At 66.3% G+C, this 13,455-nt stretch carries 15 protein-coding genes; 5 read left to right on the plus strand and 10 right to left on the minus strand.

Annotated features, from left to right (window positions below; translation table 11 throughout):
* From QOC69_RS18610 to gnd, 4 genes are all read right to left on the minus strand, one after another.
* On the minus strand, positions 1-279 hold a 279-nt coding region (locus tag QOC69_RS18610; protein WP_526442228.1), incomplete at its 3' end, for a hypothetical protein.
* Positions 280-543: 264 nt separating this feature from the next.
* Complete coding sequence (gene tal / locus QOC69_RS18615; RefSeq protein ID WP_526442230.1) at positions 544-1,671, minus strand: transaldolase; 1,128 nt, start codon at positions 1,669-1,671, stop codon at positions 544-546.
* Between the two features lie 6 nt (positions 1,672-1,677).
* Positions 1,678-3,810 (minus strand): transketolase, encoded by a 2,133-nt coding sequence (tkt, locus tag QOC69_RS18620; RefSeq protein WP_526442232.1) that lies wholly within the window; start codon positions 3,808-3,810, stop codon positions 1,678-1,680.
* A 122-nt stretch (positions 3,811-3,932) separates the two neighbouring features.
* Positions 3,933-4,835: a phosphogluconate dehydrogenase (NAD(+)-dependent, decarboxylating) gene (gene gnd, locus QOC69_RS18625; RefSeq protein ID WP_526442234.1), complete on the minus strand. Its 903-nt coding sequence runs from the start codon at positions 4,833-4,835 to the stop codon at positions 3,933-3,935.
* A 319-nt stretch (positions 4,836-5,154) separates the two neighbouring features.
* Between gnd and QOC69_RS18630 the strand changes: the two genes are divergently transcribed.
* Positions 5,155-5,379: a hypothetical protein gene (locus tag QOC69_RS18630; protein ID WP_526442236.1), complete on the plus strand. Its 225-nt coding sequence runs from the start codon at positions 5,155-5,157 to the stop codon at positions 5,377-5,379.
* Between the two features lie 2 nt (positions 5,380-5,381).
* Positions 5,382-6,074, plus strand: a complete 693-nt coding sequence (locus tag QOC69_RS18635; protein ID WP_526442255.1) for an iron-dependent transcriptional repressor DtxR — start codon at positions 5,382-5,384, stop codon at positions 6,072-6,074.
* 93 nt (positions 6,075-6,167) lie between these two features.
* Here QOC69_RS18635 and hxlA read toward each other — a convergent pair whose 3' ends face one another.
* Both hxlA and hxlB read right to left on the minus strand, forming a co-directional pair.
* The gene (gene hxlA, locus QOC69_RS18640) at positions 6,168-6,797 is read right to left on the minus strand and encodes a 3-hexulose-6-phosphate synthase (RefSeq protein ID WP_526442238.1); all 630 of its coding nucleotides are present in this window, start codon (positions 6,795-6,797) and stop codon (positions 6,168-6,170) included.
* Between the two features lie 76 nt (positions 6,798-6,873).
* Positions 6,874-7,455: a 6-phospho-3-hexuloisomerase gene (hxlB, locus tag QOC69_RS18645; RefSeq protein ID WP_526442240.1), complete on the minus strand. Its 582-nt coding sequence runs from the start codon at positions 7,453-7,455 to the stop codon at positions 6,874-6,876.
* 182 nt (positions 7,456-7,637) lie between these two features.
* Between hxlB and QOC69_RS18650 the strand changes: the two genes are divergently transcribed.
* Positions 7,638-8,888: a helix-turn-helix transcriptional regulator gene (locus QOC69_RS18650; protein WP_526442257.1), complete on the plus strand. Its 1,251-nt coding sequence runs from the start codon at positions 7,638-7,640 to the stop codon at positions 8,886-8,888.
* A gap of 239 nt (positions 8,889-9,127) precedes the next feature.
* Positions 9,128-9,547 carry a DUF1232 domain-containing protein gene (locus QOC69_RS18655; protein WP_526442242.1) on the plus strand — a complete coding sequence of 140 codons (420 nt, stop codon included), beginning with the start codon at positions 9,128-9,130 and terminating at the stop codon, positions 9,545-9,547.
* An 84-nt stretch (positions 9,548-9,631) separates the two neighbouring features.
* On the opposite strand, the gene QOC69_RS18660 is transcribed toward QOC69_RS18655, so the two are convergent.
* Complete coding sequence (locus QOC69_RS18660) at positions 9,632-10,792, minus strand: GAF domain-containing sensor histidine kinase (RefSeq protein WP_526442244.1); 1,161 nt, start codon at positions 10,790-10,792, stop codon at positions 9,632-9,634.
* Positions 10,789-11,457, minus strand: coding sequence for a response regulator transcription factor (locus tag QOC69_RS18665; protein ID WP_526442247.1), 669 nt, complete (start codon positions 11,455-11,457; stop codon positions 10,789-10,791). Before QOC69_RS18665 ends, QOC69_RS18660 begins: the two co-directional genes overlap by 4 nt.
* Before the next feature lie 145 nt (positions 11,458-11,602).
* Here QOC69_RS18665 and rpe point away from each other — a divergent pair, with 145 nt between their 5' ends.
* Positions 11,603-12,310, plus strand: coding sequence for a ribulose-phosphate 3-epimerase (rpe, locus tag QOC69_RS18670; protein ID WP_526442249.1), 708 nt, complete (start codon positions 11,603-11,605; stop codon positions 12,308-12,310).
* 109 nt (positions 12,311-12,419) lie between these two features.
* On the opposite strand, the gene QOC69_RS18675 is transcribed toward rpe, so the two are convergent.
* Complete coding sequence (locus QOC69_RS18675; protein WP_526442251.1) at positions 12,420-12,809, minus strand: transposase; 390 nt, start codon at positions 12,807-12,809, stop codon at positions 12,420-12,422.
* A gap of 241 nt (positions 12,810-13,050) precedes the next feature.
* Positions 13,051-13,455: ribose-5-phosphate isomerase (locus tag QOC69_RS18680; protein WP_526442253.1), on the minus strand; the 405-nt coding region annotated here is incomplete at its 5' end.

The following is a 13,455-nucleotide window of genomic DNA, read 5'->3' on the forward strand; positions in this document are numbered from 1 at the left end:
CTGCTGCGCCCAGCGACCGTCGACGACGCGATCGGTGACCACGGCACGCAATTGGACTACCGCGACGCCGTGCACGAGTATGCGGCGGCCTTCGACGTGGCCGAGGCCGATGCGATCCGGCGGCGGCGCAGCGACTTCTCGGCCGAAGGGCAGCAGCGGCTGGAACGCGCAGCATCTGCTGCGTGTGGCGTCCGACGACGCAGCGACCCCACACGAACGCCAGAGCGCCTGCGCCAAGGCGCGCCACGAGCTCGATGGGCTGATGGTGTTGCCCGCCATCACGCGCGCCGGAATCGAGCGCCGGATCGCCGGGGGAGATCAAGGCCTGACGGCGGCGAGTCGACCCGAATCCCGCAGGGTCGATCAGCGGTATCGCTGATTCCGCACCCGACGAGAACATCGAATGCGCCCGCCCATCGGTGAACTCGTCGACGCCGACAGATCCCTGACGAAAACGGCCAGGACGGCCGTCGGGCCGGCAAGACCGCCGCGGATTCGGAGCACCCGTCGACGTCGCCGCAAGGCAGACGCGAACGGGCGGTCTCAGTGGATTTCGGCTCCGGCGGCGCGTAGCTGCTCCGCGGTGGCCTCCAGGAGCTCGTTCCAGGCGACCTCGAACTTATCGACGCCCTCGTTCTCAAGGACGACGAATGCGTCGGTCAGATCGATCCCGACCGCAGTGAGCTTGTCGAAGACCTCCTGCGACTCGACCGCGGCGCCGGACACGGTGTCGCCGGCGACCTCACCGTGATCGGCGAACGCGTCGAGGGTCTTCTCCGGCATTGTGTTCACGGTGTTCGGAGCGACCAATTCACTGACGTACAGCGTGTCGGGATAGTCGGGGTTCTTGACTCCCGTCGACGCCCAGAGCGCCCGCTGCAGGCGCGCACCACCGGCCAGCAGACCCTGGAACCGCGGCTGCACCTCGAAGACCTGCTGGTACGAGGCATACGCGAGACGAGCGTTGGCGAGCGCCGCCTTGCCGCGCAGCGCGAGAGCCTCGGGGGTGCCGATCTTCTCGAGACGACTGTCGATCTCGGTGTCGACGCGGGAGACGAAGAACGAGGCCACCGAGTGGATGCGGGACAGGTCGCGCCCGGCCGTCTTCGCGGCCTCGAGGCCGTCGAGGTAGGCGCCCATGACCAGTTCGTAGCGTTCCACCGAGAAGATCAGCGTGACGTTGACGCTAATGCCCTCACCGAGCACCTTGGCGATGGCCGGGATACCGGCCTCGGTGGCCGGGATCTTGATGAACACGTTCGGGCGATCGACGATCTTCCACAATTCGACGGCCTGCGCGACGGTCTTGTCAGCGTCGTGGGCGAGGCGCGGGTCGACCTCGATGGACACCCGCCCGTCGACGCCGTAGCTCGCCTCGAACTCCGGGGCGAGGACGTCGCACGCGGCGCGCACGTCGTCCGTGGTCACCGTGCGGATGGTGGCCTCGACGTCAGCACCGCGCTCGGCGAGCTCCCGGACCTGTGCGTTGTAGGCGTGCCCTTTGCTAAGTGCGGCCTGGAAGATCGACGGGTTTGTGGTGACACCGACGATGCTCTTGCTCGCGATGAGTTCGGCGAGGTTGCCGGACTCGATGCGGTCACGGGAGAGGTCGTCGAGCCACACCGAGACGCCCGCGTCGGAGAGCTTCTGGAGGTTGGAGTTCTGAGTCATGCTGTTCTATCCCTTCACTTGTGCGAGTGAGCGCCGTGCGGCCGCGGCGACGGCCTCGGCGGTGACACCGAACTCACGGAACAGGGTTGCTCCATCGGCGGAAGCGCCGAAGTGCTCGATCGAGACCGCCTCGCCGGCGTCACCGAGAAGGCGGTACCAGGAGATGGCCAGTCCGGCTTCCACTGAGACGCGGGCCTTGACCGTCGGCGGCAGCACGACGTCGCGGTAGCCCTGGTCCTGGGATTCGAACCAGTCCAGGCACGGCATCGACACCACCCGGGTGGGCACGCCGTCGGCCTCGAGCGCTTCGCGGGCGGCGACGGCGAGCTGCAGTTCGGAACCCGTGCCGATCAGCAGGACCTCGGGGTTGCCGGTGGACGCTTCGGCAAGGACGTATCCGCCGCGGGAGACACCTTCGGCGGCCTTTTCGCGGGTGCCGTCGAGGATCGGGATGTCCTGGCGGGTCAGCGCCAGCGCGACCGGCCCGGTGGTGTGTTCGACTGCCGCGCGCCAGGCCTGGGACGTCTCGTTGGCGTCTCCAGGACGGATGACCGCGACGTTGGGGATGTTGCGCAGCGAGGCGAGGTGCTCGATCGGCTGGTGCGTTGGTCCGTCTTCGCCGAGGCCGATCGAGTCGTGCGTCCAGACGTAGAGGGCGGGGGTCTTCATCAGCGCTGCAAGCCGCACGGCCGGGCGCATGTAGTCGCTGAACACCAGGAACGTGCCGCCGTAGGGGCGGGTCGGCCCGTGCAGCGCGATACCGTTGATGATCGATCCCATCGCGTGCTCGCGGATCCCGAAATGCAGGTTTCGCCCGTACGGCTGGGCGTTCCAGTCGTTGGTGGAGATGGAGACCGGCCCGAAGGAGTCCGCGCCTTCGATCGTGGTGTTGTTGCTGCCTGCCAGGTCGGCGGACCCACCCCAGAGTTCGGGAAGGACCGGGGCGAGGGCGTTGATCGCGGCGCCGGACGCCTTGCGGGTGGCCACCCCCTTCGATCCGGGTTCGTAGACGGGGAGCGCGTCCGCCCAGCCGTCTGGCAGGATGCCTTCCTGTAGGCGCGAGAACAGCTCGAAGCGTTCCGGCTCCCTGGTGGCCCAGGCATCCATCTCCTTCTGCCACTGCGCCCGGATCTTGTCGCCGCGGTCGACGACCCGACGCGCGTGCGCCAGCACCTCAGGGTCGACGTCGAAGCTCTTGTCCGGGTCAAAGCCAAGAGCGCGCTTGACCCCGGCGACCTCGTCGGCGCCCAGTGCCGCGCCGTGCACCCCACCGGTGTTCATCTTCTTCGGCGCTGGGAAGCCGATGACGGTGCGCAGCAGGATGATCGAGGGACGATCGTTGACGGCCTTGGCGGCGTCGGCGGCCGCCAAGATCGCGTAGACGTCTTCGCCGCCGTCGACGACCTGCACGTGCCAGCCGTACGCCTCGTACCGGGTGGCGACGTCCTCACCCAGCGCGATGGCGGTGTCGTCCTCGATGGAGATCTTGTTGTCGTCGTAGAACACGATCAGATTGCCCAGCTGCTGCACGCCCGCGATCGACGATGCCTCCGACGTCACACCCTCCTCGATGTCGCCGTCCGAGGCGATCACGTAGATGTGGTGGTCGAACGGGCTCTCGCCCCCGGCGGGCTCCGGGTCGAAGAGCCCGCGCTCGCGCCGGGCCGCCATTGCCATGCCGACCGCGGATGCCAGACCCTGGCCCAGCGGGCCGGTGGTCATCTCCACACCGCGGGTGTGCCCGACCTCGGGGTGACCTGGCGTCTTGGACCCCCAGGTCCGCAGCGCCTTCAGGTCGTCCAGTTCAAGGCCGTACCCCGCCAGATACAGCTGGGTGTACAGCGTGAGGCTGGAATGTCCACACGAGAGCACCAAGCGATCCCGGCCGACCCAGTCGGCGTCCGACGGATCGTGCCGCATCACCCGCTGGAACAGGGTGTAGGCGAGCGGGGCCAGGCTCATCGCCGTCCCGGGATGACCGTTGCCGACCTTCTCGACCGCGTCCGCGGCGAGAACACGAGCCGTGTCGACAGCCTTGGTGTCCAGCTCGATCCAATCGGCGGGATACACGGCGCTCGTCGATGCGGCGCCTCCGCGATCTGCCGGTGCGGTTCGGATTTCGTTCACTGTCAATGTCATTGGTCAGTCTCTCTGCTCGTAGTGCTCGGACGGAATTTCTCGATGGTGGGTTCGGAGTAACTGAGCCGTTGCCGGGAGGTCGCGGTGATACCGCTACTTGGGACGGTCGGCATCGTTGCGGTTCAGCCGATCCCGACGGGTTCGGCGCGTCGTAAGGTGGCACGCTCGCCGAACTGGCTACGCAGCGCCGAGACGGCCTTCATGGCCGGCGAGTCGTCCTGACGGGAGGCGAACCGCGCGAACAGTGCAGCCGAGATGACCGGTGCGGGAACGGCGTGTGCGATGGCCGCTTCCAGGGTCCACCGGCCTTCTCCAGAGTCCTCGGCATGGCCGGATGGGGATACCAGTTCGGGGTCCTCGGACAGGGCTTGTACTAGGAGGTCAAGAATCCTGGACCGGACCACGGCACCCTTCGACCAGGCACGCAGGACCGCGGGCACGTCCACGATGGACGCTTCTGCCGCGAGCAATTCGTACCCCTCGGCGTAGGCCTGCATCAGCCCTGACTCGATGCCGTTGTGAACCATCTTCGCGTAGTGGCCCGCGCCGACCGGGCCGACGTGGACGAAGGAGTCCGCCCTGTCTCCATCCGGGCGCAATGCGTCGAAGACCGGCATCAACCGGTCGATGTCGGCGGCGTCACCGCCGACCATCAACGCGTAGCCGCTGTGTCGTCCCCACACCCCGCCCGAGACGCCGCAATCGAGATAGCTGATGCCGTGTTCGGCGAGGATGTGCGCGTTGACCGTGTCGTCGGTGAAACGGGAATTGCCGCCGTCGACGACGATGTCACCGGGTGAGAGAAGGCGAGAGAGCTTCCCGATCACCTGGCGGGTTGGTGCACCAGCGGGAACCATCACCCACACCGCTCGCGGGGTGGGAAGCGACTCGATCAACGCTACGAGGCTATCCACATCGCTGTCGGCGACGTGGGGGTCGTATCCGATCACCGCGAGTCCCCGTTCACGTAGACGCCCGCGAATGTTCAGGCCCATCATTCCCAGGCCGACTAATCCCAGTTCCATAGTCACCGTTCCCCTTATCGGTTTTCAGTGTCTTGCCGTTTTCTATGTATACGGCGGTTTCGAGGCCGCCTCACCTAGCCGGACGGGGAGCTGTCACTGGCCGCTCGGCCAAGTGCATTCGCGCTCAAGGCTTTCGACACTGGTACTTGCCGCAGGTCTGAATGCGCCAGCGAGAGAGCGGGGTGCAACTGAGGTGACGATGTCTGGAGTACAGGCGAGAAATCCGCTGGTAGATGGTTGGATCCGCCATGGAGACGAGGCATTCAACGGCGATACCGGGCGTGCCGGCCATAACGACGGAGTGTGCGCCGACAGCCCAATGTCGGAGACGTCAGCCCGTGGCCACTGTGGCGCGGGCATCGAGAACGACTTTCCTGCAACAGGATTGGCGGACGAGGAAGGCCTTCGCGCCGCACATCCGCGGTACCCCGTTGCGCGGGCGGCGGCGGGTTCGAACGTGCGAGTCTTCGGGGTCCAGCCGGACGACGGCATCGAACTGCTCGTGCAATCACCGGTGGATTCAACCGAGACGAAGGAGGTGTGAGTGTGAAGGATCTGGTCGACACCACGGAGATGTACCTGCGGACGATCTATGACTTGGAAGAAGAGGGCGTCCGCCCACTTCGAGCCCGTATTGCCGAACGACTCGAGCAGAGCGGTCCCACGGTCAGCCAGACTGTTGCCCGGATGGAGCGTGACGGTCTCCTCCTGGTCGCCTCTGACCGCCACCTAAAACTGACGGAGAAGGGCCGTGAACTCGCGGTGTCGGTGATGCGGAAGCACCGCCTCGCCGAACGACTGCTGGTCGACGTTATCGGCCTAGAGTGGGAAAAGGTTCATGCAGAGGCGTGCCGGTGGGAACACGTCATGAGCGAGAAAGTCGAGCGGCGCCTGGTGAAGGTGCTCAACAACCCCACCACCTCGCCGTATGGCAACCCGATTCCGGGGCTCGGGCTGCTGGGGCTGGACCGCCCCATCGGCGACCCTGAGACACTCATCCGGCTCACGGACGTGCCACCGGGCAGGCCGACCGCGGTCGTCGTCCGGCGTCTCGCAGAGCATGTGCAGTCGGATCCGGACGTCATCGGACGGTTGCGGGCGTTGGGCATCGTTCCGGACGCGCACGTCACTGTCGAGACCAGGCGCGGTTCGGTCACCATTACGGTGTCCGGCCACGGCGGGTTCGATCTTACCGAGGAGATGGCACATGCCGTCCAGGTGAAGCAGGTTCAGGCGTAGTCATCTTCTGCTGTCATCTTCTGCTCGCCGTTGACCTTCGACGACGAAAGTCCCCGAACACCAAGGCGTTCGGGGACCTCCGTGGGTGTGCAACTAGCTGGCGAGAGCTGCCTTGAGCGCCTTCGCCGCCGCTGCGGGGTCCTCGGCGCTGTAGATGGCGCCACCGGCGACGGCGACATCGGCGCCAGCGTCACGGACGGCGGCGACGGTGTCGACCTTCACGCCACCGGCGATCGAGAACGGGACACCGGCGATCTTTCCGTCGTCGAGGAGGTTCTGGATGGAGTAGCCCGGCTGGGCCTGCTCGTCGAGACCGGCGTGGATTTCGACGAACGCGACACCGAGCTTGGAGACCTCACGGGCCCGCTCGACGCGGTTCTCGACGCCGATCAGGTCTGCGACGACCTTCTTGCCGTGCTTCAGTCCTGCCTCGACTGCACCCTTGATGGTGGCATCACCGGCGACGCCGAGGACGGTGACCAGGTCTGCGCCGGCCGAGAAGGCGATATCGGCCTCGAGGAAGCCTGCGTCAGCAGTCTTGAGGTCGGCGAAGACCTCCTTGTCCGGGTGCGCAGCCTTGATTGCGCTGATGGCAGTGAGGCCGGCGCTCTTGATCAGCGGGGTGCCGAGTTCGATGATGTCGACGTACGGCGCCACCTTGTTGGTGAGCGCCAGAGCCTCGGCGGTGGTGAGCAAATCGACCGCAACCTGCAGTTTCGTCATGTGTTTCTCCTGTCAATTGTGAATCTTGTTGGGGATCTAGCGGTGTGCCATTCAGGGGTTTTCGCGGTGTGCCGGGTCAGCCGATGTTGGCGTGGCGTTCCCACAGCCGCTCGGCGGTCTGGTCTTCGTTGCTCCACAGCGCCTGGAACAGCGCGTCGAAGGCGAGGAGCACGGACTGCTCGAACAGGCTGCCTGCGTACTGACGGGTGACGGATCCGCTGTGGTCCTGCTTGTCGGCCGCCGGCAGGACCAGAACCTCGTCCGCGCGTTGGGCGAGCGGCGATTCCCAGGCCGTGGTGACGGCGAGCACCGAGGCACCCACCTTCCTTGCGGTGTCGGCCGCGCCGACCACCGAGGCGGTGGTACCCGAACCCGACACGGCGATTAGCAGATCTCCTGCGCCGATCGCGGGGGCGGTGACCTCGCCGGCTACGTGGACGCGGAGACCGAGGTGCATCAGCCGCATCGCAGCCATCTGGGTGGCCAGGCCGCTGCGTCCGTTGCCGATCACGAACACCGCCCGCGCGGTCGTGATGAGCGAGCCGGCGCGGTCCCACTGTTCTGCGGCAACGGAATTGAGCAGCCGCTCGTTCTCGTCGAGCACGATGCGGCGCCCGTCGCTGAATCGGGTGTCTGTTTTCAGGACTGTGACGGTCATGGTCCTCCTCGGTGTTGGCCGGCTGTGTTCTGTCCCAAGGATGCCGATCCCGGGACGCGTCGACACCCGGCCGCACGGCGAGTCCTCGCTGGCCGGTTGGCTAGTGCCGTCCTCGGCAATACTCTGAATGGGTGATAAGCGTCGAGGATTCCGTTCGGGTGCAGGTCGTCCGCTGGATGGAGATGCGGAAGGTGATCACCGGACCGCTCCCGGAGATCGCGGTCCGCCTGTCGCAGTTCCTTGGTCACACGTCGCACGACGCCTTGGTGATCTTCACGCGTGAATGCACGGGGCGCCCACGCAAAGTGGCCGGAAACCGCGAAATCGTCGACCGGGTCACCATCGATGAGCTCGACGAGATCAAACGATCCGTCGATCCCGGAGGCGTCCGCGACGATCTAGCCGTGCTGGCCGGTTCTCGTCGCCGAATCTGGGCCGTGCGCGACGACTCCTGCGACACCCTGCTCATCCTGGTTCCGCGACCGTCCCAGACAGCCGCCCCCGACCTTGACGAGGTCGCGGCAGTCTTCGGGATTGTCGCGACCTCCATCCAGCATCAGGTCGCGCAGGCCAGCCCCGACTATCTCGCCGAGTCACGGGCCGCGTCGAGTGAACGCGCCCGCACTATCGTCGAATTGACCGAGGCGCACGAGGCGACCCTGTCGTCCATCCTCGGAACACTGCGCTCCAACGACCTCGACGATCGCCGCGCGCGCATCACCGCCAGCGAGACGGCATCGGCCGCATTGATCGCACTTCGGTCCGCGGGCGCCGCTGATCGCGCCCTGTCGGAGGAAGCGGTCACGACCGCATTCGCCAGGCTGCAAGGCGAGTTGCGCCCCCTGTTGCGGCATCGGGACATAAAGGTCGACTATGTCGATCCCCCGGCCGACGGGCGTCCGCTTCCCGGTGAGGTGGCGCACGCGGCACGGGCGATGGTGCGCGCCATCGTGCTGGCGTTCGACGCTCAACCGGAGCTGACCCGAATGCGGATCGCTTGGGACTGCGGGGGTGACAACGTCCTGATCGAGATCCGTGACCGCGGGCCCGGCACCATCGACTGCAACGCCCTGAGACTCCAACTGTCCGGACGCCTTCGCACCTTGCGCGGCCAGATGGACGTCGAATCGATTCCTGGATGGGGAAGCAAGGTGCTGCTCACCATCCCTCTCGACCCACCCGCGGCTCGTCCGGACGAGCACCTTCTGTCCGCCCTGAATCCCCGCGAGCTCGAAGTCCTCGCGCATCTCGCGGTCGGCAAACGCAATGCCGCCATCGCCGATGAGCTCGGGATCAGTCAGAGCACGATCAAGTTTCACGTCGCCAGCCTGTTGAGGAAACTCGACGTCGCCAACCGTGGGGAGGCGGCCGCGATGGGAATACGGGCCGGAATCGTTGCCAGCGAGGCACATTCGGCGCCCGGCCAGGACTAGACGCCACAATCTGGATTCTCCGCAGGGACGGCGAGGTCGACGCCACGCGCGAGTAGAAGCCCAACACGCGGGTGGGTGACTTCTCTCGAAGGAGCGTGTCGTTCGCCGTTGGGTGCTGGTTTGGAGGGGTTGTCGGTAACACTTGGCGATATGACGGAGCACCTGCAGTGGCTTGAGTTGGTGTATCCGGCACCCTGGGAGCCGTCGCGTCTGAGCCCGCCGCGGCGCACGGATCACTGATGACAGAACTCTGGGGGGCACTCATCGCGGTCGCGATCGGCCTCGTCATCGTGTGGATTGCCTTGCTGATCGCACTGGCCGTGATCCGGCCAGACGACCTCAGCGTCACCGACGCACTGCGGCTGCTGCCCGACACGGTGGTCCTGCTGCGGCGCCTGGCCGCCGATCCGCAGCTAGCCCGCGGTGTCCGGGTCCGTCTGCTCCTGTTGCTGGCCTACCTGATCCTGCCGATCGACCTCGTACCGGACTTCATCCCCGTTCTCGGCTACGCGGACGACGCCATCATCGTTGCCGCCGCGCTGCGCTCAGTCGTCCGACGCGCTGGGCCCGGCGCCATCGACAAGCACTGGCCCGGCACCCCAGAAGCACTCCATGCCGTCCGACGCCTCGCTGGCATCCCTAGTCCACCAGACACCTGAAACACGCACCGGGACAAGGTCATACACAGACAGCAGAGCCAGACGCACGAGTACACGCCTACCAAGGCTAGTGGCCGGACACCTCTAGATCGGGAGCTCGACCAGCACTGTGGTGCCGCGGCCCGGGGAGGACTCCACCCGCAGGGATGCCTCGATCATGGCGCAGCGTTCGGCTATCGAACTCAAGCCGAAGTGCTGAGCCCCATCGGCGTCCACCGCGCGTGCCGTCGGGTGTTCCGTTGCGTCGAAACCCTTCCCGTCGTCGGCGCAGCCGAGAACGATCGAGTCACCGACGCCGCGCAGCGACAACACGATCCGATCAGCGTCGGCGTGCTTGACCGCGTTGGCCAGGGCCTCCTGGGTGATCCGGTACAGCGCCGCGGCGGCATGATCGGGAATGTCATCAACCGCAGCGGCCGGGTCCACGACGAGTTCGATGGACGGGCCGCCGTGACGACGGGCCATCAGGACGAGTGACTCAATCGCGGCAGTCAGGCCGAGATCGTCGAGCACGAGACTATGCAGTCCCGTGATGGCCGCCCTCGTCTGGTTGTAGGCCAGGTCGCCCAGTTTGCGTGCGTTCAGCAGTTCGGCGCGCGCGCAATCCAGCTCGCGGAGGAGCATCGAGTCCTCCGATGCCTCCTGCGCCGCCGAGATCGTGAGGTCCGCCGCCGAGAGGTGGAACGACATGGATGCGAGCGCGGTGGTGACGCCGTCGTGCAGCTCGAAGGCGATTCTGCGCCGCTCCCCTTCCTGCGCCGCAATCGCCGCCTTGATGAGCCGGTCCCTCTCGGTGCGCTGTCTGTTGACCGTGCGCCACAGCTGCTCCGCGTCCAGCCGCAACCCGAGGATCGCGGCGTACGGTTCCGCGGTGTCGAGGTCGACCTGGCCGAACGGAAGGCGCGGATCGCGGTGAGCGGCAAGGACACCAACGACATCGCCCTCCAGCCCCGGGAGCGGGATGCACATCCTGGCCACGGTCTGCTGTCGCTCGAGCTGAAGCAGCTGACGGTGCAGCACATTGCGGGGTGAGTCGGCCTCGATCAGCGCCGGTTTGCCTGTGCGGGCAACCAATCCGGTGACCCCGAAGCCGACCTGCAGCGTCAGGGAGTCGGCAGAAGGGTGGGCGGGCCAGATGTCGACGACGTTGAGGTCCTGACCGTTGACCGCGTACACCAGGACACCGTCGGCGCCGAGCAGGCGGGCCAGGTCCGTCGCGGTGGGGGCCGCCGCAGCAGGTCTCAACGAAACAGCCCTTCACGTAACGCGACGGCGACGGCGCCGCTCCGGTCGGAGACCCCCAACTTCCGGTACAGCGCGCGGATATGAGTCTTCACCGTGTCCTCGCTGACCACCAGCTTGCTCGCGACCGCCTTGTTCGAGTGCCCCGAAACCAGCAACTCCAGTACCTCCGACTCGCGGCGGGTGAGGCCGAGGTGTGCACCGGACCAGAACTCACCAGCGCTCAGGCGTGCAGCGGAGAGCGCCACTCGACCGGCCAGCGCATGGTCGATGACGGTCTCGCCCTGGCAGACCCGACGCAAGTGCCCGACCAGCTCCTGTCCGTCGATGCGCTTGAGGATGTAACCGGAAGCACCGACCCGCAGCGCCTGGAGGAGGTAGTGCTCGTCGTCGTACACCGTCAGAAGGACGACTTTGGTGTCCGGATGCTGCGTCGTGATCTGAAGGCAAAGGTCCAGGCCGCTCCCCTCCCCGATGCGCACATCGCACAGGACGACGTCGGGCCGCAGCTCGCCCACCAACCGGAACGCCGTCGCCCCCGTTGTCGCCTGTCCGACGATCAAGACCTCCTCGGGGAAGTGGCCGAGCATGGCATCGAGCCCATGCAAGACCATCTCGTGATCGTCGACGAGCACGACACGCAGCGGGGTCGGAGGCGAATCCGGCATGCTGCCAACCCTACGGCGGTCAGCATCGTGATCCGAGTGAACCGAGCGGGAGATATCACCCGCTACCCCACCCACAGGGGTGATTGCGCCACACAGGCGTGACGCGGTCGGATGGACACAACCCGACCAGAAAGGCCGCTACGCCATGACCGATTCCAGTGTCAATCAGCCCCTCATCGTGCCGTCGGTGTTACCGGCCGACTTCGCCCGCATCGGTGACGAGGTGGTCGAACTGTGCGAGGCGGGCGTGGACCGGATCCAGTGGGACGTCATGGACGGCGTGTTCGTTCCCAACCTCACCTTCGGCCCTGACGTCATCGCGGCGGCGCGACCGCACAGCAGTGTCGGATTCGAGGCCCATCTCATGGTCGTGAACCCCGACGAGCTCCTGGGGCGTTACGTCGACGCGGGTTGCGCGCTGGTCATCGTGCATGCCGAAGCCTGTACCCACCTCCATCGCACGCTTGCGCACATCCGCGACCTCGGCGCGCGCAGCGGCGTCGCGCTGAACCCGCACACTCCTGCCGAGGTCGTCCAGCATGTCCTGTCCGAGACCGACCTCATCCTCGCGATGACCGTGAACCCGGGATTCGGCGGTCAGGCCTACATCCCGTCCGTGGAGGCGAAGATCACGCGCCTGCGAACGATGATCGACGAATCCGGCCTGCCCATCGAACTAGAGGTGGACGGCGGCATCACCGACAAAACCATCGCAGGCGCGTCAAGCGCAGGCGCCGATGTCTTCATCTCCGGCTCCTGGATGTACGCCTATCCGGACGGTAAGGCGGCGGCCGTCAAACAGCTGCGAACCACGGCGCTGGAGAGCGCACCACGCGCAGAAGCAGTCTTCTAACCGACGACCTCCTGGCAACCGTGCCGGTCGGCCCACGCTGACCGGGCGTCGGTGAAACATGTTGCAGGCCGCCAGTTCCAGGGATGCCTGTAGGGGCCGCCCCGATGGCCTAGTGGTCCGTCTGCGACTTGATCTGGCGGAGGGTGTCGCGTCCACGTTGGACTTTGGCAATGATGTCGTCGGCGGTGGCCTTCCATACGAAGGGCTTGGGATCGCGGTTCCAATACTCGGCCCAGTGGTGATCGCCGCGGTGAGATCGGCGACACTGCTGAACGCTCCGCGGCGCAGGCGTTTGTGGGTGAGTTCCTTGAAACCAGCGTTCGATGAGGTTCAGCCAGGAACTCGAGGTCGGCGTGAAGTGCATGTTCCAGCGGCGACGGTCCTTGTGCGCCAACCATTTCGCGATCGCTGGCGTGCAGTGCGCTGACAGGTTGTCCAGGATGACATGCACGTCCTGATCGCGAGAAACCGCGGCGTCGATCTGTTTGAAGAACCGCAACAGTCGGCGCCGGTATGGCCCTTACGCAGATCGGTCAGGACCTCGCCGGCGGCAACGGTCATCGCGGCGAACAGATCTATCGTGCCGAGGCGCTTGTAATCGTGGGTCATCGTCCCCGCCCGGCCCAACGCCTGACAACGGGTCTTCTCGGTGCGGACTCATGGTGATGGCCCCATGCGTTTCACCCCAGGCCGCGAATCTGATGGCCAGTGAAGTGGGTTCGACCTTCGGGCAAGGGCGATCAGGCCTCGGCCAGTGCAGGCGCGACGCCGGTCTTCTCGAACTCGGAAATGATGTCGATGCGGCGCTGGTGGCGTTCTTCGTTCGACCACTGCGCGGCGAGGAACGCGTCCACGATCGCGAGGGACTCCTCGAGGGAGTGCATGCGACCGCCGAGCCCGATCAGCTGAGCGTTGTTGTGCTCGCGGGCCAGTTGCGCAGTCTCGACGTTCCACGCCAAGGCACATCGCGCACCCTGCACCTTGTTCGCGGCGATCTGCTCACCGTTGCCGCTGCCGCCTAGGACGATGCCCAGGCTGCCTTCGTCGGCGACGACACGACGTGCCGTCTCGATGCAGAAGGCTGGGTAGTCGTCGAGGGCGTCGTAGACGTGAGCGCCGCAGTCGACGGTCTCGTGGCCCGCCGC

Origin of the sequence: Mycobacterium sp., from assembly GCF_032162105.1 — a bacterium.
In the GTDB taxonomy this organism is placed as follows: Bacteria; Actinomycetota; Actinomycetes; order Mycobacteriales; family Mycobacteriaceae; genus Mycobacterium.

Excerpts from the sequence above, each read along its gene's own strand:
- QOC69_RS18650 (WP_526442257.1), top strand. The coding sequence starts at position 7,638 with ATGCGGAAGGTGATCACCGGACCGCTCCCGGAGATCGCGGTCCGCCTG.
- hxlA (WP_526442238.1), bottom strand. The coding sequence starts at position 6,797 with ATGACGAAACTGCAGGTTGCGGTCGATTTGCTCACCACCGCCGAGGCT.
- QOC69_RS18665 (WP_526442247.1), bottom strand. The coding sequence starts at position 11,457 with ATGCCGGATTCGCCTCCGACCCCGCTGCGTGTCGTGCTCGTCGACGAT.
- rpe (WP_526442249.1), top strand. The coding sequence starts at position 11,603 with ATGACCGATTCCAGTGTCAATCAGCCCCTCATCGTGCCGTCGGTGTTA.
- QOC69_RS18655 (WP_526442242.1), top strand. The coding sequence starts at position 9,128 with ATGACAGAACTCTGGGGGGCACTCATCGCGGTCGCGATCGGCCTCGTC.
- hxlB (WP_526442240.1), bottom strand. The coding sequence starts at position 7,455 with ATGACCGTCACAGTCCTGAAAACAGACACCCGATTCAGCGACGGGCGC.
- tal (WP_526442230.1), bottom strand. The coding sequence starts at position 1,671 with ATGACTCAGAACTCCAACCTCCAGAAGCTCTCCGACGCGGGCGTCTCG.
- QOC69_RS18630 (WP_526442236.1), top strand. The coding sequence starts at position 5,155 with ATGTCGGAGACGTCAGCCCGTGGCCACTGTGGCGCGGGCATCGAGAAC.
- gnd (WP_526442234.1), bottom strand. The coding sequence starts at position 4,835 with ATGGAACTGGGATTAGTCGGCCTGGGAATGATGGGCCTGAACATTCGC.
- tkt (WP_526442232.1), bottom strand. The coding sequence starts at position 3,810 with ATGACATTGACAGTGAACGAAATCCGAACCGCACCGGCAGATCGCGGA.